General features: G+C 35.8%; 17 protein-coding genes and 1 riboswitch. Of the genes, 11 read left to right on the forward strand and 6 right to left on the reverse strand.

Features of this window, described 5'->3' with window-relative positions; all coding sequences use genetic code 11:
- Window positions 1-103: 103 nt before the first annotated feature.
- The 4 genes from Q0972_RS13400 (at window position 104) to Q0972_RS13415 (ending at window position 5,914) form a co-directional block, all read left to right on the forward strand.
- Window positions 104-958: a GLPGLI family protein gene (locus Q0972_RS13400; RefSeq protein WP_299366363.1), complete on the forward strand. Its 855-nt coding sequence runs from the start codon at window positions 104-106 to the stop codon at window positions 956-958.
- A gap of 103 nt (window positions 959-1,061) precedes the next feature.
- Window positions 1,062-1,940, forward strand: coding sequence for a GLPGLI family protein (locus tag Q0972_RS13405; RefSeq protein ID WP_299366365.1), 879 nt, complete (start codon window positions 1,062-1,064; stop codon window positions 1,938-1,940).
- 278 nt (window positions 1,941-2,218) lie between these two features.
- Entirely contained in the window at window positions 2,219-3,133 is a 915-nt protein-coding gene (locus Q0972_RS13410; RefSeq protein WP_299366367.1) for a GLPGLI family protein, read from the forward strand.
- Between the two features lie 24 nt (window positions 3,134-3,157).
- A complete protein-coding gene (locus tag Q0972_RS13415; RefSeq protein WP_299366369.1) occupies window positions 3,158-5,914 on the forward strand; it encodes a carboxypeptidase regulatory-like domain-containing protein in 2,757 nt (918 codons plus the stop codon).
- A 53-nt stretch (window positions 5,915-5,967) separates the two neighbouring features.
- Here the strand turns inward: Q0972_RS13415 and Q0972_RS13420 are convergent, their stop codons facing one another.
- The 4 genes from Q0972_RS13420 to metK form a co-directional block, all read right to left on the reverse strand.
- The gene (locus tag Q0972_RS13420; protein WP_299366371.1) at window positions 5,968-6,444 is read right to left on the reverse strand and encodes a hypothetical protein; all 477 of its coding nucleotides are present in this window, start codon (window positions 6,442-6,444) and stop codon (window positions 5,968-5,970) included.
- A gap of 122 nt (window positions 6,445-6,566) precedes the next feature.
- Window positions 6,567-7,001: a hypothetical protein gene (locus tag Q0972_RS13425; protein ID WP_299366373.1), complete on the reverse strand. Its 435-nt coding sequence runs from the start codon at window positions 6,999-7,001 to the stop codon at window positions 6,567-6,569.
- Window positions 7,002-7,339: 338 nt separating this feature from the next.
- A complete protein-coding gene (locus Q0972_RS13430) occupies window positions 7,340-9,166 on the reverse strand; it encodes a hypothetical protein (RefSeq protein ID WP_299366376.1) in 1,827 nt (608 codons plus the stop codon).
- 153 nt (window positions 9,167-9,319) lie between these two features.
- The gene (gene metK / locus Q0972_RS13435; protein ID WP_299366378.1) at window positions 9,320-10,573 is read right to left on the reverse strand and encodes a methionine adenosyltransferase; all 1,254 of its coding nucleotides are present in this window, start codon (window positions 10,571-10,573) and stop codon (window positions 9,320-9,322) included.
- 246 nt (window positions 10,574-10,819) lie between these two features.
- Window positions 10,820-10,921, forward strand: a riboswitch (SAM riboswitch).
- A 49-nt stretch (window positions 10,922-10,970) separates the two neighbouring features.
- Here metK and Q0972_RS13440 point away from each other — a divergent pair.
- From Q0972_RS13440 to Q0972_RS13460, 5 genes are all read left to right on the forward strand, one after another.
- Window positions 10,971-11,972: a homocysteine S-methyltransferase family protein gene (locus Q0972_RS13440; protein WP_299366380.1), complete on the forward strand. Its 1,002-nt coding sequence runs from the start codon at window positions 10,971-10,973 to the stop codon at window positions 11,970-11,972.
- A complete protein-coding gene (metH, locus tag Q0972_RS13445; RefSeq protein ID WP_299366382.1) occupies window positions 11,972-14,722 on the forward strand; it encodes a methionine synthase in 2,751 nt (916 codons plus the stop codon). Before Q0972_RS13440 ends, metH begins: the two co-directional genes overlap by 1 nt.
- Window positions 14,719-15,675, forward strand: coding sequence for a methylenetetrahydrofolate reductase [NAD(P)H] (gene metF / locus Q0972_RS13450; RefSeq protein ID WP_299366384.1), 957 nt, complete (start codon window positions 14,719-14,721; stop codon window positions 15,673-15,675). The genes metH and metF overlap by 4 nt, the downstream gene beginning before the upstream one ends.
- A gap of 215 nt (window positions 15,676-15,890) precedes the next feature.
- Window positions 15,891-16,985, forward strand: coding sequence for an acyloxyacyl hydrolase (locus tag Q0972_RS13455; RefSeq protein WP_299366387.1), 1,095 nt, complete (start codon window positions 15,891-15,893; stop codon window positions 16,983-16,985).
- Window positions 16,986-17,026: 41 nt separating this feature from the next.
- Window positions 17,027-17,770, forward strand: a complete 744-nt coding sequence (locus Q0972_RS13460) for a head GIN domain-containing protein (RefSeq protein ID WP_299366388.1) — start codon at window positions 17,027-17,029, stop codon at window positions 17,768-17,770.
- 14 nt (window positions 17,771-17,784) lie between these two features.
- On the opposite strand, the gene Q0972_RS13465 is transcribed toward Q0972_RS13460, so the two are convergent.
- Together Q0972_RS13465 and gldA are read right to left on the reverse strand one after the other, a co-directional pair.
- A complete protein-coding gene (locus tag Q0972_RS13465) occupies window positions 17,785-17,964 on the reverse strand; it encodes a hypothetical protein (RefSeq protein WP_299366390.1) in 180 nt (59 codons plus the stop codon).
- A 26-nt stretch (window positions 17,965-17,990) separates the two neighbouring features.
- Complete coding sequence (gldA, locus tag Q0972_RS13470; RefSeq protein ID WP_299366392.1) at window positions 17,991-18,884, reverse strand: gliding motility-associated ABC transporter ATP-binding subunit GldA; 894 nt, start codon at window positions 18,882-18,884, stop codon at window positions 17,991-17,993.
- Window positions 18,885-19,272: 388 nt separating this feature from the next.
- On the opposite strand from gldA, the gene Q0972_RS13475 reads away from it, so the two are divergent.
- Entirely contained in the window at window positions 19,273-20,100 is an 828-nt protein-coding gene (locus Q0972_RS13475) for a prephenate dehydratase (protein ID WP_299366394.1), read from the forward strand.
- Window positions 20,097-21,239 carry an aminotransferase class I/II-fold pyridoxal phosphate-dependent enzyme gene (locus Q0972_RS13480; protein WP_299366396.1) on the forward strand — a complete coding sequence of 381 codons (1,143 nt, stop codon included), beginning with the start codon at window positions 20,097-20,099 and terminating at the stop codon, window positions 21,237-21,239. Before Q0972_RS13475 ends, Q0972_RS13480 begins: the two co-directional genes overlap by 4 nt.
- Window positions 21,240-21,312 lie beyond the last annotated feature (73 nt).

The following is a 21,312-nucleotide window of genomic DNA, read 5'->3' on the forward strand; positions in this document are numbered from 1 at the left end:
TTTAGTTTGTCGAATTGGTTAACACACGTTAACACTAGTTAACTAAAAAGAAGAAATAGGGTTTTGATATTTGTGCTGTATTAATCATTAAAAGACAACAATTATGAAAAACGTAGTTGCAAGCTTGGCATTAATCATGGTTTTTACTTTCGTTAATGCACAAGACTTTCAAGGAGTGGCGACTTATAAAACGCAACGTCAGGTAGATATAAAAATGGATAGTACCCAGATGAGTTCTGAAATGCACCAAAAGATGATGGAAATGATGAAAAAACAGTTCCAAAAAACCTTTTTGTTAACCTTTAATAAAGAAGAATCTACATATAAACAAGAAGAAGAACTGGATAAGCCAAATGTTGGCGCGGGTAGTAATGTTAGACTTGTTACTATTGGTGGAGGTGGTGGTTCTGATGTGTTATATAAAAATACAAGAGAGCAACGATTTGTTGAGCAAGTGGATACCTACGGGAAAATATTTTTAGTTAAAGATGCTATTGAAAAAATAGATTGGAAATTGGGTTCTGAAACAAAGTACATCGGAGAATACCAATGCTACAAAGCTAGTTATACTAAAATGGTTCCTAAACCAAGAGAGATGTCTAGTACAGATTCTTATGAGGACTTGGATCTAGATGCAGAACAAGAAATGGAAGAACGTACGGTTACAGCATGGTATACGCCTCAAATACCTGTTAATAATGGTCCGGATGACTATCAAGGATTACCCGGTTTAATTTTAGAAGTTCACGATGGTAAGCTAACGATCGTATGTAGTAAAATCGTATTGAACCCCAAAGAAAAGGTTGCGATTAGCGAGCCTACTAAAGGTAAAGAAGTCAATCAAGAAAAATACGAAGAGATTATGGATAAAAAAGCAAAAGAGATGATGGAACGTTTTAGGCCTAGAAAAGGTAGTAGAGATGATGGTAATAGTTTTAGTATAACCATCGGGGGTTAGGATATATTGGTATTTGCTTTGTTAATTTTATGGTAAACAGGGTATAGTTTGTTTAACGTTTAAATATATTTGTTAAACAACGACCAATAAATAGTCTTTTATCATGAAATCAATTCTAATCAAATCGAGCTTTCTTTTATTTCTGGTTTTATTATCAGGTCAATTAAATGTAAACGAGAATATTAGTAAAGATGTCGAAGATTCTGATGATTTTCAAGGACAGGCATTCTATGCCTCAAAATCTAAAATGGAACTTGGAAGATGGGGAGCACGCTTAAGCGAGGCACAGAAAAAGCAGGTAGAAGCTCGCCTTAAAAACAGATTGGAGAAAGAGTATATTTTAACTTTTAATAAAGAAGAGGCCTTGTTCTATGAAGATGAAAAGCTAGATGCTATGACTGGGGCAACAGATTCTTGGGGTAAGAATTTTGCGCCTGGAAGGCAATATAAAAATGTAAAGACCAATACGCAGATTCAAAGTCAGGAGTTTTATGGTAAAAAGTTTTTGGTAAAGGATAAGCTTCAAGATATAAAGTGGGTGTTGGGAAAAGAGACAAAGCAAATTGGGAATTATACCTGCTTTAAGGCAACAGCATCAGTTCCTACTAATGATTTGGCTTGGTACGATTTCTCGTGGAGTCGATTAAGAAATACTAATAATATTGAAATGGAATCAGATTCTACAAATACAAATACAGAAGAGCCAAGTATTGCTATGACAGACGTTGAAGCTTGGTATTCACCACAAATTCCCGTTGGGCATGGGCCATTAGAATTTTGGGGACTCCCAGGTTTAATTTTAGAAGTAAGTGCCGGTAATACTACGATGCTCTGTACTAAAATAGTGATGAATCCAAAGGAAAAACTAGAAATTGAAGCGCCAGATAAAGGAAAGGAAATTACCAAAGCCAAGTACCAAGAGACTATTGTAAACAAAATGAAAGAATTTAGGAACAATAGAATGGGCAGAAGACGCGGTTAGTTTATTAACAAAGGTTTAACTTAGTTTAGATTCAACTTTTAATATCTAAATAAGTCTAAAGTTTAATAAGTGCTCTTTAAAAATTCATGTGTATTAAATAATACCTATTAACAAAACGATTAAGTTAGAAAGAACTAGTGTAGTATTTTCTTGTTTATGTAACCTTTTCGTAGACCATTTAATATGATTTGTATAATAATGTTTAATTATTCACTAATATAGTTTTTCTTACATGATATTTTTGAAGAGTACACTATAGATATTATTAAACTTTTAAGATGAAAAACCAGCTTTTAAAACTTACGCCATTATTACTATTTTGTTTCAGCACATTAATAGTTGCCCAAGAAAACTTTCAAGGAAAAGCATATTACATGTCCAAAACGACCATGGATTTGGATCAATGGGGAGGACGAGAGATGAATCCTGAACAAAGAAAGCGAATCGAAGAACGTATGAAGAGCTTTCTTGAAAAAGAATACATTCTAACATTCAATAAAGAAGAGTCGATATACAAAGAGGATGAGCGATTGGAGACTCCAGGATCTGGGCAAGGTTGGGGAGGTTTTGCGAGCAGTTTCTCTGGTGGTCCAAAATACAAAAATGTAAAGTCTAAGGAGTTGTTACAGGATCAGGAGTTCTTCGGTAAGCAGTTTTTAATCAAGGATGCGCTTAAATCCTTAGAATGGAAAATGGGAACTGAAACTAAGCAAATAGGTAATTACACTTGTTTTAAAGCTATTGCAACAAAAGAAGTTGATCAGTTTGATTGGAGAAGCATACGGAGACGAGGAAGGGGCAATACTGATGAAGATAAAAAGAAAGATGAAAGTGAAAAAAAAGAAGAAGATTCTACAGAAAAGGATAATGATGATCCAATGAGCGAAATAGAAGTTCCTAAAACCATAGAGGTTGTTGCTTGGTATACACCGCAGATCCCAATCAACCAAGGTCCAGATGATTATTGGGGTTTGCCAGGTTTAATCTTGGAAGTGAGTGCAGATAGAACAACGATCTTATGTACTAAAATTGTTTTGAATCCAGAAGAAAAAGAAGATATCGAAAAACCCGAGAAAGGTGATCAAGTGACTCAGGCTGAATACAATGACATTATAACAAAGAAAATGCAAGAAATGCGTGAGATGTACGGAGGCCGTGGTCGCGGAGGAATGGGAAGAGGAAGAAGAAACTAAAAAAACAAACACAACAAACAACTAATGAAAAAAGCTTTATTGCTGCTGCTATGTTTGGTAGTGGCCAGTAGTTCTTTTGCGCAAATTAAAATGCAAGGAATGGTAAAGGATAGTATTGGTTCGCCATTAGAGTTGGCCAATGTTATAGCCATCAATCAAGAAACGAATGCGCTAGAATCTTATGCCATTACTAATGATAAAGGTAAATATATACTCTCCTTAGGAAAAAATGGTAAGTACAAAGTTCAGATAAGTTATATAGGACTTAAAACCTTAGAGCAGATTATTACAACACAAGAAGTTAATATAACCAAAGACTTTACCCTATTGCCAGATGAATCCTTGGATGAGGTGGAGATTACTTACGAAATGCCTGTGACCGTAAAAGGAGACACGCTTATTTACAATGCAGACTCTTTTAAAAATGGCTCTGAACGAAAGTTGGAGGATGTTTTGGAAAAGTTGCCTGGTGTAGAGATCAACGAGGATGGGCAGATAGAAGTTGAGGGAAAAACGGTTTCTAAAATTATGGTTGAAGGAAAAGATTTCTTTGACGGAGACACCAAGTTAGCTACTAAAAATATACCTTCAAATGCAGTAGATAAGGTACAGGTTCTTAGAAATTATGCCGAGGTCGGGCAATTAAGTGGTGTTACCAATAACCAAGACAACGTAGCTATTAATATTAAATTGAAAGAGGGGAAGAAGAACTTTTGGTTTGGTGATGTCACGGCTGGTGCTGGTACGGCACCATCACCAAATGATGAGTTATATCTAGTGCAGCCCAAACTCTTTTATTACAGTCCTAAATACAGTATCAACTTAATAGGAGACTTAAATAATATTGGCGAAGTGGCGCTGACCAATAGAGACCTTAGAGGATTTGGAGGCGGTTTTAGATTACCTAGTAGAACAAGCGGAACTAACATTAATCTAGGTGATAATGGGCTCGGAGGATTAACTAACATCGCTAATGCTCAGGAGGTGACTACTAAACTTGGCTCTGCTAATTTTAGCTATTCGCCAAATAAGGCTTTGGATCTTAGTGGTTTTTTAATTTACAACAGTAGTCGATTAAGGACCAGGGAAGATAATTTCATTGATTACATTGAGGTAGAAAATAATCCAAATATACCACCAGATGAAAGTACAACGTCAATAGGTAGAGAAGCGTCAAATCAATTTATTTCTAAACTGAGTGCTTCTTATAAACCAAATGTAAACAATCAATTAGACTATGATGTTTTGGCGAGGGTTTCCGATGATGAAGAACGACAAAATCTTAATTCTGATGTTGTAGGACGCACCAATCAATTAGATGAAGTGAATCCATATAGCATTAATCAAAACTTAAACTATTATTACACCTTAGATGAAAACAACATCTTCGCCTTCGAGGCGCAACATTTGTTGAGAGACGAAGACCCATTTTACAATGCTTTAATAGATGATGATGAAACCAATCCCAATAATACTGACGAGTATGATAGTACAGCAGAAGAATTAGGTTTGGACCTGAACCAGTTAGTTTACAACGTCAATCAAGAAAGACGTGTTAAAACCAATCAGTTAGATGCTAAACTCGATTATTACAATATCTTAAATGCAAAAAGCAATATCAATCTGACCTTAGGAACAATTCTTAGCAATCAAAAATTCAATTCAAATCTTTTCCAGTTCTTGGATGATGGCTCACGTGTAGATCCAACGCCCACGATTACGGATTTAGAGGGAAATACCTTATCTGCAGTTAATGATGATGTAGATTACAGTTTTAGCGATGTGTACTTGGGTGTGCATTATCGATTTAAAACAGGTAGGTTTACATTCACGCCTGGTGTGTCGTTTCATGCTTACAGTAACCGAAACACTCAAGGTACAGACACCTTTGAAGACAATTTCTTCAATGTGCTACCAGATTTTGAAGCACTTATTCAATTTAAAAAGAGTGAAAGTCTAACGTTTAATTATCGTATGACCAATACTTTTACCGATGTCACTAACATAGCGCGAGAGTTGGTCTTAAATAACTTTAACGATATTCAATATGGAAACCAAGAGTTGCAAAATGCATTGTCCCATAACTTGAGTCTATTTTACCGAAGTTTTAACCTGTTTAATTATACTAATGTTTTTGCTGGAGCTAACTATAGCAGAAATATTGACCAAATACGATCATTGACCGATTTTGAAAGTGTTATTAGAACTAATACATTCTTCAACTCGCAATTCGCTGACGAAACAGCCAGTGTTTTTGGAAGGATTCAGCGTACATTTGGCAAGATAAGAGCTACGCTTAGGACTAATTTCACCTATAGTAAACTCAACCAGTTTATTCAAGGCACCCGGTCTGTTAACGAGAGTTTTTCTCAGAACTATACACCAGAAATACGCACTAATTTTAGAGAAGCGCCAAACATAAGGTTGCGTTATGGCTATACGGTTACTGATAATGACCAAGGTGCAAATTCGACCAAGTTTATAACCAGAGCACCCTCTATAGAGTTTGATGCCTATATCTGGGACTCGCTATCATTTATTACCGATTTTGCATATACCGAACAGGAAAATGATGGACAAACACAAGCATTTAGAACTTGGAATGCATCGTTGCGGTACAGAAAAGATAGGGATGCCAAATGGGAATATTCATTAAGGGCCACGAACATTTTAGACATCGATTCTAACATTAGCAACGGCGCTGGTAACATTTCGGTCTTTAGTTCTGAGACCTTTATACAACCGCGGTTTATCACCTTTAGGCTGACGTATACATTATAAGATGAAAAAGTCTTCTCCACTTCGACTTCGCTCAGTCACCGCAGAAGGCTTTTTTAGTTATCTCTAATTACATGTACAACACTAGTAATAGTATGTGGATTACCATTAGAATCTTCATACCAACCACTAAAGTTGATATCAATGTATTCTCCAACTTCACCAAATGCGGTAAAGTGGTAAATGATGTCATTCCAAATATTAACGTCCAAACACTGGGTTAAATCAAAACCAACACCAAAACTTCCATCAGCACTACAATAACCTGCCTTTTCTGCTTTTATGTAGCCAAAACATTCATTGACACTAGCATCTCTTATGATAAATATATCATTGCTATCTGTCATTACAGTCTCGCTACCAATGGTAATAATCACTCCTTCAATAGGATTATGATTTTTATCGATGACCGTTCCCAAAAAATCTCTAGAGATTTCATTACCAAAATATTCGGAAAATGCGTCTGGGATATTTTCTTGTTGTTGTCCATTGTTAGCATTGGTATCGTCTTCCTGGCAAGAATATGGTATCAAAAGTATGGCAAATAACAGTGAAGCTAATAGCCTTGATGGTTTCGTAGTGATTGATTTTAGTATTCTTTTTTAAAGGTATTAAAATCAATGAATAGTTGTGTAAGAAAAATTACAAATAAGTTTTAATGGTTTGGCTGTGGTAAATTATGGTTGTACTTACTAAAGCGAAACAGACTTAGCTCAGATTCTTTGAGAAGGATTATCTGTATTTGCATTGTGTCTTCTTTTGGGTTAAGACTATGAAATATACTCTTATAGCCCTTTTTTTGAGCTTCAATAGTTAAGAAATTATCGTGTACAGAAGCGTTTTCTATAATAAAATTACCGTTTGAATCTGTTATGCTGAACGTCTTGCCAACATTTACAATAACACTATCTAAAGGGTTTTGATTACTATCTAGGACTTTTCCTTTTACATCTAAATTTACAGGTTCTCCTAGGTATTCGGAAAAAGCCTTTACGGAATTGTGGTTGGCAGTTTGTGTACGCTTATTGCATGAAACAAAAATAAGACTACAGATGATTAAAGCCAGCCATAAAAAATGGACTGATTTCATATTTGATTGATGATGTTAGGTTAAAATTACAAAAGCCTTGAATAGCTTATGTTAAAATTCTTACAATTAACAAATGGCTAATTGTTAAAGTTCAGATTAATTAAATGATAATTATCTTTTTTAATCTAACATCAAACACAAAGAATGAAGGTGTGGGGACGAGGGTTTTGAGGTGATTTTTGTTGGTTTCATAGCGATTGATTTTAGTTTTCTATTTATTAGATGTTAAAATCAATGAATGGTTGCGTCGATTTATCATTAAATAAAGAAAGCCTTCTCCACTTCAACATAATAGCCAAGTGACCAGAGAAGGCTTTTATTTCATATTATTTATAGTTTTAGTTATCCCTTATTACATGCACAACTCCTGTAATCGTATGTGTATTACCCTGAAAATCTTCGTAGGTTCCACTAAAGTTAATGTCAATATACTCTCCCATTTCACCCAATGCATTTAAGTTATAGGTAATAGCATTGTTTTCACTTGAAATATTTAGACATTCACCAATAAAAAATCCTGTGTCATTCATTACGCTCCAATCTAGGGAGTCATAGGTCCCTAAATAGTCTGGGTCATTTAAAACAGCATATAAATAGAAGCAGTTATCCTGATTGATGTCATTTCCGAAAATATCTAGAGAAGGTGCTTCTGTTTGTCCTTGACCATCGATATAAAAGTTAGCACCGATGTTTTCAAAAATTAGTACACTTTCTTCATCATTTATCGTATATTCAATAAACTCAGTTATAGTATTACAAGCACTTATGGTCCCAATATTAGTAAGTGGTGTTGTAAAGGTGTAGCTTATACTATCTGTGGTTTGTAAGTTAACATAATCACTTCCTTTTATTGAGAATGTATTATCATCGTTACATCTTAAAAGATTGACTTCAAATGTACCATCGTTTACAGTATCAATAAACGTTTGGTTACCGTAAGTAAGTTGCACATAGCCATCAGCTACAGCATCACCATTACAAGTATTAAAAGTTCCTAAAACAGTTTCTTGCACAATATCCGGATTATCTGGTACTATAACTGTGATGCTAGAATCAGTATTAAAAGGACCAATAGTTTCAGTATGTAATGATGTTTCACCGCAGACGTCATAGCTGTAGACATTTAGCACTAAGCTCTCATCACTTGGTACATAGCCACAGACCTCACCATTTTCATTAGTATACCCATAAGTAGTTCCAAAAATTGTACTTGTAATCGATACTCGCAGATTACCTAAAGGTACATTATTAGCATTAGTAGTAGTCGCACAAAGTGTAATAGCTTCGGCGGGTATATCGCAGTTCCAAAAGGAAAAGTGGGAAACGTTACCAACATACGTGTTGCCTTGTAATGTTGCTACACCTTCTTCTTTCCAGTAGCCATTGACTTCGTCAAAATACCAAAGCGGAATCGTAGCAGGTGCAATACTTACCAAACTCGCATCTACTGGAATTCTAATTTCAGAGGTAGACCCTTGGGCTAAATTTAAATCTTCACCTGCTGCGCCTCGAAGTTCAACGGCCAGCATTCCTAGAGTTTGGAGCATACGCTCAGCACCATCATCATTTTGGGCATAAAGCATACCTGGCATTTGCATGGGCATATCTTCATCGGTAGGGTCTAGATGGTGCATAATTACATCTACCGAACCAGAATATGAAGTGCCGTCTTCTTTAATAAAGTTACCATCAAAACTGACTGAGCTACCACCGTTTCCGGTTACAGTTCCATTACTTCCGCTACTTACTGAGCCTACAACTGTAGCTTCTAGCAACATTATTGTGACTTTATTGGTACCGTTAGAAGGAACCACACTTCTTGAACCATGAATATAACCAGCTTTCTTGGCTTTAATGTATCCAAAGCGCTCATTGACTTGGGCGTTATCAATTTTGAAAACACCATTACTATCGGTAATGGCTGTCTCATTACCTATTGTGATTGTAACACCTTCGATAGGAAGTCTATTGACATCGACGACATTACCGATAAAATCTCTAGAGATTTGATTTCCAAAATACTCCGAAAATGAATCTGGAATGTTTTCCTGTTGTTGTCCTTGTTCGCCACCAGAATTGCTATCGTCTTTTTGACAAGATGTTGCAATACATAGTGACAGTAAAAGCATTAAAATAAGATTTGGGTAATTTTTAATTCTTCTCATAATATGTAGATTTAGTTTTAAGTATGCCGTTATTAGGCTTTATTTAGAATACAACATTTAAGATTTAAAAACCCCTACCTAAAGGTAATTATCCAGAAAAACAAAACCCTGATTAATCGATTAATCAGGGTTTTAAGTATTGAGGTTTGTATTCTAAATGTTAAAGGCTTTTTTAACCTTATCTACATAATCCAATTTTTCCCAAGTAAACAGTTCAACATCAATAGTTTTTGAAACACCATTAGGCTGTTCAAAAGTCTTGGAAACCACTTCGTTTTGTCGTCCCATATGGCCATAGGCTGCAGTTTCACTATACATAGGCTGACGTAGTTTTAACCGACTTTCAATTGCAGCTGGGCGCATATCAAATACTTTGGTAACTTTTTCGGCAATCTCACCGTCTGTTAGGTTGAAAGGACAAGTACCATAAGTATCAATAAAAATTCCCATAGGTTCAACGACTCCAATGGCGTAAGAAACCTGTACTAAAACTTCCTCGCATAGTCCGGCAGCCACTAGGTTTTTAGCAATATGGCGAGTAGCATAAGCCGCACTTCGATCTACTTTACTCGGGTCTTTGCCAGAAAATGCGCCACCTCCATGAGCACCCTTACCGCCATAAGTATCTACAATTATCTTTCTACCTGTTAATCCAGTATCGCCATGGGGACCACCAATAACAAATTTACCAGTAGGATTGATGTGGTACGTTATATTGTCATTGAATAAAGGTTTAATATGGTCTGGAACTTTAGCTATAACTCTGGGAATTAAGATTTCTACAATGTCCTTTCTAATTTTAGCCAACATCGCATCGTCCGAACCAAAATCATCATGTTGAGTAGATACAACAATAGCATCAATACGTTGTGGGATGTTATTGTCACTATATTCTATGGTGACTTGGCTTTTAGAATCTGGTCTTAAATAGGTAATATCCTTATTTTCGCGACGTAAGGCAGCAAGTTCTTTTAAAATGAGATGGGAGATATCTAAAGCCAATGGCATATAGTTATTAGTTTCATTAGTGGCATAGCCAAACATCATCCCTTGGTCACCCGCGCCTTGTTCTTCTTTAGAAGCTCTATCTACACCACGATTAATATCTTCAGATTGCTCGTGTATCGCAGAAAATACACCACAAGAATTGCCGTCAAACATGTATTCCCCTTTTGTGTAACCAATTTTATTAATGGTGTCTCTGGCAATTTTCTGAACATCTAAGTAGGTGTTCGATTTTACTTCACCAGCTAATACAACTTGTCCCGTAGTTACCAAGGTTTCACAAGCTACTTTAGATTCTGGATCAAAAGCTAAAAAGTTATCAATTAACGCGTCACTAATCTGATCAGCTACTTTATCTGGATGTCCTTCAGAAACACTTTCAGACGTAAATAAGTATGGCATAAATCCTATTTTTTTATTAATGTATTAAAATGTAAGATTGCTAGGTCGCTAGAGAAGTTGAGTACTTACTGCTTTAGCATTTTTTTATAAGGTTGCAATCAGACAAATTTTTCCTTTATAAATCGAAATGCAAAATTAGAAAATTTAATTGAAATGAAACTCTATTTTAGATTTTTGTGAATAAATTAGGTTTTTAAGTTTCTGTGCATCATATTTGTAACTATAAAGTTCAAATAATTTATTGAAATGTTATCAAGAAAGGTGGAGGGAATAGACCCAATGAAACCTTAGCAACCCTTAAATATAAGAAGGTGCTAAATTCTACTGTTCATACAGAATAGATAACGGAAATTAAGTCTTCACTTTCCTGATAACAATAATTATAATTAAATCAGGAATGCCTAATATCTACACAGAATTACGAAAACGAATACTAGTCCTCGATGGAGCCATGGGAACCATGCTGCAAGCCTATAATTTTACGGAAGAGGATTTTAGAGGAGAACGTTTTAAAAATTACCCAACACCCTTAAAGGGAAATAACGATTTGCTATCTATAACGCAGCCTAAGGCTATAGCAGAGGTACATGCCAAATATTTTGAGGCTGGTGCAGACATTATAGAAACCAACACATTTTCTGGTACTACAATTGCTATGGCAGATTATAATATGCAAGATTTAGTTTACGAACTCAATTTTGAATCCGCTAAGATTGCCAAAGAAGTAGCCGATAGTTTTACAAGTGCAAACCCTAGTAAACCGCGCTTTGTAGCTGGAAGTATTGGGCCTACTAATAAGACGGCGAGTTTATCTCCTGATGTTAATAGACCAGAATATAGAGCTATCACTTTTAATGAGTTGCGTGAAGCCTACAAACAACAAGTAGAAGCACTGATAGATGGAGGCGTTGATGTACTGTTGGTAGAAACTATCTTTGACACATTAAATGCAAAAGCGGCTTTGTTTGCTATAGAGGAAGTTAAGGAAGAGCGAAGAGTAGATATTCCGATTATGGTTTCGGGTACAATAACCGATGCTTCTGGAAGAACATTGTCAGGGCAGACGGTAGAAGCATTTTTAACTTCAATTTCCCATGTGCCTCTGCTGTCAGTAGGGTTTAATTGTGCTCTTGGCGCGGAGCAGTTAAAGCCATATTTGCAGCGTTTGTCTAATGAAACCGCATTTTATACCTCTGCTCATCCCAATGCAGGTTTGCCAAATGCGTTTGGTGAGTACGATCAAACTCCAGAACAGATGCAAAAATTTATAGAAGATTACCTTAAAGATGGTTTGGTAAATGTTATTGGAGGCTGTTGTGGAACTAGACCAGCTCATATAAGAGCCATAGCAGATATTGTTAAAGATTATCAACCAAGATTAGTACAAGAATTTGCCTAATGCTAGAGAGTGATTGTAAGAAATACTTAACCCTTTCTGGATTGGAGCCTTTGGTGGTAACGCCAGAAAGCAATTTTATAAATGTCGGTGAACGTACTAATGTCACCGGATCGCGTAAGTTTCTTCGTTTAATTAAAGAAGAAAAATACTATGAAGCCTTAGAAGTAGCCAGAGACCAGGTTGAAGGCGGTGCACAGATTTTAGACGTTAACATGGATGAAGGTATGCTTGATGGTGTGCAAGCCATGACAACTTTTTTGAATCTAATCGCTTCCGAACCTGATATCGCAAGAATCCCTATAATGATAGACAGCTCTAAGTGGGAGATCATTGAAGCTGGTCTACAAATTGTTCAGGGAAAAAGCATTGTAAATTCTATAAGTTTAAAAGAAGGTGAGGAAGAATTTAAACGACAAGCCAAATTAATTAGACGCTATGGAGCCGCAGTTATAGTTATGGCCTTTGATGAAAAAGGACAAGCCGATAATTACGAAAGGCGCATAGAAATTTGTAAACGCTCTTACGATATTCTAGTCAATCAAGTCAATTTCCCTCCACAAGATATTATTTTCGATCCTAATATTTTTCCTGTTGCTACAGGTATGGACGAACACCGTAGAAATGCACTCGATTTTTTTGAGGCTACGAAGTGGATCAGGGAAAATTTGCCTTGTGCTAATGTCTCTGGAGGCGTGAGTAATGTGTCTTTTTCCTTTAGAGGTAACAATGTGGTAAGAGAAGCCATGCATTCATCATTTTTATACCATGCCATAAAAAACGGGATGAATTTAGGTATTGTTAACCCAACCATGCTAGAGGTTTATGATGAAATTGATAAAGACCTTTTGGAACATGTTGAAGATGTGTTGTTTGATAGGCGAGATGATGCTACTGAACGCTTGTTGGATTTTGCAGAATCTGTAAAAGGACAGAAAAAAACTCAAGAATCTGAAACTCAAGAATGGCGAAATGATGCTTTGCAAGAAAGAATAACGCATGCGCTCGTTAAGGGAATAGATACTTATATTATTGAAGATGTTGAAGAAGCAAGATCATTATCCGAAAAGCCCATAGAAGTCATTGAAGGGCCATTAATGATCGGTATGAATGTGGTTGGCGATTTGTTTGGGAGTGGAAAAATGTTTTTGCCGCAAGTGGTAAAATCGGCCCGAGTAATGAAAAAAGCGGTAGCCTATCTGCAACCATTCATTGAAGCTGAGAAAGATGGAAAACAAGAATATGCTGGTAAGATTTTAATGGCAACAGTAAAAGGCGATGTTCACGATATAGGAAAGAATATTGTAAGTGTTGTTTTGGGTTGTAACAATTATGAAATTGTGGACTTAGGCGTTATGGTGCCTCCTGAGAAGATCATTGAAACCGCAAAAAGAGAAAATGTAGATATTATTGGGTTAAGCGGATTAATTACGCCATCATTAGACGAAATGGTCTTTGTGTCTAAAGCTATGGAAAAAGAGAAGCTCAATATTCCATTGATTATTGGAGGAGCAACAACCTCCAGAGCACATTCGGCAGTTAAGATTGCACCACATTACAGTCATACTGTAGTTCATATCAATGATGCATCAAGAGCGGTAACCGTTGTTGGTGATCTACTTCAAGAGGATAATACCATTTATAAAAATCAAATACGTGAAGAGTATGAAGCGTTTAGAGAGCAATTCTTAAAACGTGGTAAGAAAAAGGAATACCTCACCATACAAGAAGCAAGGAAAAATAAGTTTCAAATCGATTGGAAAACCTCTGAAATTATTGCACCAAAAGACTTAGGGATTCAAGTCATAGAAGATTTTGACATTACAAAACTAGAAGCCTACATTGACTGGTCACCATTTTTTAGAAGTTGGGATTTACATGGCAGATATCCAAATATCTTAAAGGATAATATTGTGGGAGAACAGGCTACAGAGCTTTTTAGTGATGCACAGGATATGCTTAAGCGAATTTTTGATGAATGCCTTTTGAAGGCTAAAGCTATTTTCGGCCTATTCCCAGCAAATACAGTTAATGACGATGATGTAGAAGTGACGATCAGTGATCGTCATGCTGTCCCGAAAGCTTTCGGGGTTGATTCAGCATCTTACAACGAGACTAAGCAAAACCAACTTGAAAAAATAAAATTCCTCACCCTACGCCAACAATCTAAAAAGGCACAAGGCAAACCTAACATTGCCTTAGCAGATTTTATTGCGCCTAAAGCATCAGGGAGGCAGGACTATATAGGCTGTTTTTGCGTTACAACAGGATTCGGGACCCAAGAAATAGCAGCAAAATACGAGGCAGATAATGATGATTACAATTCCATAATGATAAAAGCCTTAGCCGATAGATTGGCAGAGGCTTTTGCAGAATACCTGCACAAAGAAGTGAGAACCCGCTACTGGAATTATGCCAAAAATGAAAATCTTTCTAATGAAGAATTGATTAAGGAAGTTTATAAAGGTATTCGACCTGCCCCTGGCTATCCTGCTTGTCCAGACCACTTGGAAAAGAAAACCATTTGGGAGGTTCTCAAAGTAGAGGAAACCATTGGCGTAAAACTGACCGAAAGTCTGGCTATGTGGCCAGCAGCCAGTGTTAGCGGCTACTACTTTGCAAATGCCGAAGCTAGATATTTTGGTTTAGGGAAAATTACAGAAGACCAAGTTATAGATTACAGCAAACGAAGAGAAATAACCATTGAAGAAGCCGAAAAGTGGCTCAACCCAAATATCGTGAACCAAGCATGAAAGTAACTGAACACATAAAACGATCAAATGGAGAAACCCAATTTACATTTGAAATTCTTCCCCCATTAAAAGGGCAACATATTCAATCTATTTTTGATAACATAGATCCCTTAATGGAGTTTAACCCACCTTTTATTGATGTCACCTATCATAGAGAAGAGTATGTATACAAAGAAGTTGAAAATGGCTTGCTAAAAAAACAAGTGGTAAAAAAGCGACCAGGAACAGTGGGCATATGTGCAGCGATACAGAATAAATATGGGGTAGATGCAATTCCTCATATACTATGTGGCGGATTTACAAAAGAGGATACCGAGAACTTCTTGGTCGATCTGGATTTTTTGGATATAGACAATGTGATGGCCTTAAGAGGTGATGCCGTTAAAAGCGAAATCTATTTTAAGCCAGAAAAAGAAGGGCATACCTACGCGAGTGATCTAGTGGCACAAATTGAAAACCTAAATAATGGCAAATATTTAGATGACGAACTCCAGAACAGTTCTTGTACCAATTTTTGCATCGGAGTTGCTGCTTATCCCGAAAAACATATGGAAGCACCAAGTTTAGAAAGTGATATTCATTTTCTGAAAAAGAAAATTAAAAAAGGAGCGACTTATATCGTTACTCAAATGTTTTTTGACAACAAAAAATACTTCGATTTTGTAGATAAATGTAGAAAAGAAGGTATCACAGTACCTATAATCCCAGGACTGAAGCCAATCGCTACAAAAAAACAGCTCAATTTAATTCCGCATCGTTTTCATGTAGATTTGCCTGACGAACTCATTATAGAAATCGTAAATTGTAAAGATAATAAACAAGCACGGCAAGTAGGGATTGAATGGTGCATAGAACAATCAAAAGAATTACAAAAAGCTGGGATTCCGGTGTTACATTATTACTCTATGGGTAAAAGCGATAATATTAAAGCCATCGCTAAAGAGGTTTTCTAAAGCATTACATTTTTTTAAGCTTTTCATAACAATTGTACACTCGCCTAATTCTTAATTTTGCGGCGAATTTAATGCCCAAATCATGAAGTTTATAAAACAAAATAAAAACGAGTTTAAATTTGCAATCCAACTATTGGTAATTACAATTGCATCTTTATTGGTTGCCCTGTTCATAAATTAAATAATCTATTACTTTTGTCAGTAACCAATTATTTATGAAGTACTGGCTAACGACTTATTTAATTCTTTTCGGGTTATTATTATTTTCACAAGAGAAGAAAGTCACTGACTCCTATTTCGATTTAAATTATTTCTCTGGCAATATTGCACTTCATAATAATGATATTCTTCATCTTATTACAGGTCGTCCCGAAGGTATTATCCTTAGTTGGAACAAAAAAACCTTTGGACGGGAGGATTGGGAGCAACGCTATAATTATCCAGATTACGGTGCTTCGTTTATTTTTCAGAATTTAAAAAATGAGGTGCTTGGTAACAACTATGGATTATATGCACATTATAATTTTTATTTTTTCAAGAGACATTTAATGTTGAGAATCGGACAAGGGATTGCCTATAATACCAATCCTTACGATAAATTAGAGAATCATAAGAATATTGCTTTTGGCTCGCATTTATTAAGCTCAACATACGTAATGCTGAACTATAAAAAGCAGCGTCTTTTTGACCGTTTTGGGTTAGAAGCTGGCTTATCCTTAATCCACTATTCTAACGCCAATGTAAAAGCACCAAATACGAGTATTAATACAATAGCTCTCAATATAGGATTAACTTACGATCTCGATGAAGAAGATTCAGAATATATAGATGATTTAGAAGATGAAAAATTTACAGAACGGATAAAATATAATTTGGCATTTAGAAGCGGAATCAACCAAAGTGATATCATAGGCAGTGGGCAGTTTCCGTTTTATATTTTATCAGCCTATGCCGATAAGCGATTGAGCCATGTCAGTGCTATTCAGTTTGGAGTTGATGTCTTTTTTTCTAACTTTTTAAAGGAATTGATTCATTACCAATCGGTATCCTTTCCCGAATTGGATGTTAGTGGAAATGAAGACTATAAGCGTGTTGGATTATTTGTTGGGCACGAATTATTTATCAATAAAATGTCAATCGAAACACAATTGGGCTATTATGTCTACTACCCTTTTGATTTTGAGGGTAGAACGTATTTTAGAGTAGGTTTAAAACGTTATTTTGGGCAAACGTTTTTTGGTGCCATAACCTTAAAGTCCCATGGTGCTAAAGCCGAAGCCGTTGAATTTGGAATAGGCGTAAGATTGTGATTAGCCATTCCTGAGCAGTCAGGAATCTAGTTTATTTTAGAATGAGAAGATTTATTTATTTACTTTTAATTATATGCTTCGCTTGTGATAGTGAAGATGCTAATGATTGTTTTCAAACGGCAGGAAATATTATTCAAGAAGAAGTTATGGTTGCTTCTTTCGAAAGCATTTTGGTTAATAGAGATATAGAATTGATCATTGTGCAAGCTGATGACTATAAAGTGACCATTGAGACAGGCGAGAATTTATTGAGTGATGTAAAAGTTGAAGTTGTAGGTAATAGATTAGTGCTTACCGATAATAACACATGTAATTTTGTAAGGGACTTTGGCATTACAAAGATTTATGTAGAAGCCCCTGATTTAATTGAAATTCGAAATTCATCACAATATGAAGTATCTTCAGTTGGAATTTTATCTTATCCAAGCTTAAGCTTGATTTCTGAAGACTTCAATGAGAGCGTAGAATTTACAGTAGGCGACTTTAGGTTAAGTGTAAACAATCAGAGTTTAGATATAGTTTCTAATAATATAGCTTCATTTTATATTGATGGCACAACAGAAAACCTTTCTGTTCGATTTTTTTCTGGTTCGGGTCGATTTGAAGGTAGAAACTTAGTTGCTCAACACATTGGCGTAAATCATCGCGGAAGTAACGATATGATTGTTAATCCTATACAATCATTGACAGGAATACTCAGAGGAACAGGTAATGTGATCGCAGTGAATGAGCCACCTCTAGTCGATGTTGAACGCGTCTATACGGGTCAACTATTTTTTGATTGAAAATTATTCATTTTCTAAATATTCATTAAAACAACAATCACAAGGATAAAAAACAGTCCTATCCTACCACTACCATTCCAACTTTCTTTGATAATATCCTTAAAACGTTTTTTATTAAGGTAAAAACACCATTTGATAGAGGCACCTATATCTCTTAAAATATCAGGGATAGCTTCAGAGATAATTCCAGCCAAAAAATTCATAATAGCTTCACTGATGTTTAACTGGTTAGTTCTCTAAATAAACTTTCTAAACTAGCATTTTTTTGGTTGAGTTGTAGAATTTTTAACTCATTATCGTGCGCAAAGTCAAACACATGCGAACGCATATCATCTTTTGTTGAGAATGTAATTTCATAAACAAAACCATGTGTGTTTTTTACAGATGCCACTTTAGGTAATTTTAATAAAAAAGTATCTTCAACTCTGTAATCAAACTCAACAACAACGACTTGTTCTTGTCCTTCTCTCAAATCTTTTAAGTATTTATCGGCAACCACTTCGCCTTTATTGATAATAATGACACGATCGCACATGGCTTCAACTTCTTGCATAATATGTGTCGATAGAAAGACAGTTTTTTTCTTGCCAATGGTCCTAATAAGGTTTCTAATCTCTACCAATTGATTTGGATCTAAACCTGTAGTGGGCTCATCTAAGATTAATACATCGGGATTGTGCAACAGCGCATTTGCCAAGCCCACACGTTGTCGGTAACCTTTAGAAAGTTGGCCAATTTTCTTATGGGCCTCTGGTGTGAGGCCAGTTAATTCTATAACCTCATTAATTCTAGATTTTGGCGTACCATGGACATTAGCATTAAAGCTTAAATATTCCCTAACGTATAAATCCGTATAAAGTGGATTGTGCTCTGGCAAATATCCAACACTACTTTGCACACTTCTTTTGTTGGTGCTAACATCAAAACCGTTTACATTGGCCGTTCCTTCGGACGCTTCAATAAAAGTGGTTAGAATTTTCATCATTGTTGATTTTCCAGCACCATTAGGACCCAAAAAACCAACGATTTCAGCATTGTTCACTTTAAAGGAAACATCGTTCAGCGCTTTCTGATCTTTGTAAAGCTTCGTTATGTTTTTAACTTCAATAGACATTCTGTAGATTATTTAATCAAAAGTACATGAAATTTGTGCATCGTAACAAAAATTAGTTCGTTACAGAATAAAAATACGTAATCTATAATAGGGCTCAAGGTTTATTGTAATATCTGTAAAACTTAGGTCGATTGTTAAAAAAGCGGCGTCAACAATTTTGATTTGTAAAAATATTAATTACATTAGCCCCATTAATAACAAGAATGAGTATATCTAAAACATATTTTAACTGGTTTTATTTCTTTTTTAAGTAAAGGAACGAGACTGTGTATGTTTTATTTAAATATAAGTTATGGAAGTCTCGATTAAGTCGAGACTTTTTCTTTTTCAACCTTTAGCGGTTGAAAGAATCCTGAACAGGTTTTAGGAGCATGTAAAAGAACGAATTTTGACAAAACCAATAGCAATACAAGGCATCAAAGGGTCGTTTCATCACGAAGTGGCAAAACAATACTTTAACGTCAAAACAGAAGTCGTTGAGTGTATGTCTTTTGATAGTGCTGTAGATAGTCTCATTAATGGCGATACAGATAACATTGTAATGGCTCTAGAAAACTCTATTGCAGGTTCGATCATACCAAACTATGCACTAATAGACAATTATAATTTAAATATTGTAGGTGAATATTATTTGGAGATTCAGCACAATTTATTGGCATTGCAAGGCGAAACCATAGCATCGATAAAGGAAGTGCATTCGCATCCCATGGCCTTGTTACAGTGTAAAGTCTTTCTCAAGGATTATCCTCATATCAAATTGGTTGAAGCAAAAGACACTGCCGATGTGGCAAAGCAAATTTCGGAAGGCAATGTAAAAGGAATTGCTGCTATAGCCAGTAAAAATGCAGCAAGTTTATATGGACTCAATATTTTGGCCGAGAACATTCAGACCATAAAGCACAATGAAACGCGCTTTGTTATTGTTAAGCGTCAAAATCACCATCTTAAACGAAAAGGACTTAATAAGGCATCATTAAAATTTGAATTAGACCACAAACGTGGTAGCTTAGCGACCATACTCAATGTAATGAGTGATTGTAAATTGAACCTAACTAAAATTCAATCCTTGCCAAAAATCGAGACGCCTTGGAAATACGCTTTTTTCGTTGATGTTACTTTTGAGGATTACAAAGACTATGAAAAGGCCAATTCAATTATGAAACTTATGGCAGAGAATTTTAAAGTGTTAGGCGAATATAAAAATGCGAGATTATGATAGAGGTTGCCAACCGTTTAAAACATGTAGAAGAATATTACTTCTCTAAAAAACTTAGAGAAGTGGCGTTTTTAAAATCACAAGGAAAACCGATTATTAACCTAGGAGTTGGCAGTCCTGATTTAGAACCACCTTTTAAGGCTACCATGCTTCTAAAAGATAGTTTAGATGAGGAAGGCGCCAACAAATATCAGAGTTATCAGGGTCTTCCTGAACTGAGGGAAGAAATAGCTAATTTTTACAAGCAACGCTATAAAGTAAGTTTAAGTGGTCAGGCCGAAATACTACCACTGCTAGGGAGTAAAGAGGGGATTATGCATATTTCTATGGCGTTTTTAAACAAAGGCGATGAAGTGCTGGTGCCAAATCCAGGGTATCCGACCTATTCAGCAGTGACCAAGCTTTTAGAGGCCAAACCAGTTCTGTACGACTTAATGGAAGATAACCATTGGTTGCCAGACTTTATTGCTTTGGAGCGATTAGATTTAAGCAAGGTGAAAATTATGTGGATCAACTATCCACATATGCCTACAGGAGCCAATGCACCTAATAAGTTTTATGATGAGGTTATTGCTTTTGGCAAGCGTCATAACATTCTCATCGTAAACGATAACCCTTACAGTTTTGTATTGAATGAAAAGCCGATAAGCATCATGCGCTATAACTATGCAAAAGAGGTTTGCTTAGAATTAAATTCTTTTAGTAAAACCTTTAACATGGCTGGTTGGCGCGTAGGTATGGTAGTTGGTAGTTACGAACACCTTAATGCAATATTAAAAGTAAAAAGTAATATGGATTCTGGAATGTTTTACGGTATTCAAAAAGGCGCTATTGAAGCTTTAAAATGTTCGGATATGTGGTTTGTAAGTTTAAATAGTGTTTACGAACAAAGACGTGAGTTGATCTGGAAATTAGCTGAAGCGTTAAACTGTACTTACGATGAATATGCCACAGGAATGTTTGTTTGGGCAAAATTACCACCACATTTAAAATCCGAAGAGTTTTCGGATTTGGTATTAAAAGAGCATTCCATTTTTATAGCACCAGGAACAGTTTTTGGAAGCAATGGTGAAGGCTATGTGCGTTTTTCATTATGTGCGCCAGAAAAAATAATAGAAGAAGCAATAGCAAGAGTATGATGAGTAAACAGTTAACAGTAGCAGTTTTCGGTCCCGCATTGTTTCTAAGAATAATGATTCAAGAAGAAATAAA

Source organism: Winogradskyella sp. (assembly GCF_028282165.1).
Lineage (GTDB): Bacteria > Bacteroidota > Bacteroidia > Flavobacteriales > Flavobacteriaceae > Winogradskyella.

What these genes read in the sequence shown, in the direction of transcription:
- Q0972_RS13400 (WP_299366363.1), top strand. Translation starts at nt 104, where the DNA reads ATGAAAAACGTAGTTGCAAGCTTGGCATTAATCATGGTTTTTACTTTC.
- Q0972_RS13405 (WP_299366365.1), top strand. Translation starts at nt 1,062, where the DNA reads ATGAAATCAATTCTAATCAAATCGAGCTTTCTTTTATTTCTGGTTTTA.
- Q0972_RS13410 (WP_299366367.1), top strand. Translation starts at nt 2,219, where the DNA reads ATGAAAAACCAGCTTTTAAAACTTACGCCATTATTACTATTTTGTTTC.
- Q0972_RS13415 (WP_299366369.1), top strand. Translation starts at nt 3,158, where the DNA reads ATGAAAAAAGCTTTATTGCTGCTGCTATGTTTGGTAGTGGCCAGTAGT.
- Q0972_RS13425 (WP_299366373.1), bottom strand. Translation starts at nt 7,001, where the DNA reads ATGAAATCAGTCCATTTTTTATGGCTGGCTTTAATCATCTGTAGTCTT.
- Q0972_RS13430 (WP_299366376.1), bottom strand. Translation starts at nt 9,166, where the DNA reads ATGAGAAGAATTAAAAATTACCCAAATCTTATTTTAATGCTTTTACTG.
- metK (WP_299366378.1), bottom strand. Translation starts at nt 10,573, where the DNA reads ATGCCATACTTATTTACGTCTGAAAGTGTTTCTGAAGGACATCCAGAT.
- Q0972_RS13440 (WP_299366380.1), top strand. Translation starts at nt 10,971, where the DNA reads ATGCCTAATATCTACACAGAATTACGAAAACGAATACTAGTCCTCGAT.
- metH (WP_299366382.1), top strand. Translation starts at nt 11,972, where the DNA reads ATGCTAGAGAGTGATTGTAAGAAATACTTAACCCTTTCTGGATTGGAG.
- metF (WP_299366384.1), top strand. Translation starts at nt 14,719, where the DNA reads ATGAAAGTAACTGAACACATAAAACGATCAAATGGAGAAACCCAATTT.
- Q0972_RS13455 (WP_299366387.1), top strand. Translation starts at nt 15,891, where the DNA reads ATGAAGTACTGGCTAACGACTTATTTAATTCTTTTCGGGTTATTATTA.
- Q0972_RS13460 (WP_299366388.1), top strand. Translation starts at nt 17,027, where the DNA reads ATGAGAAGATTTATTTATTTACTTTTAATTATATGCTTCGCTTGTGAT.
- gldA (WP_299366392.1), bottom strand. Translation starts at nt 18,884, where the DNA reads ATGTCTATTGAAGTTAAAAACATAACGAAGCTTTACAAAGATCAGAAA.
- Q0972_RS13480 (WP_299366396.1), top strand. Translation starts at nt 20,097, where the DNA reads ATGATAGAGGTTGCCAACCGTTTAAAACATGTAGAAGAATATTACTTC.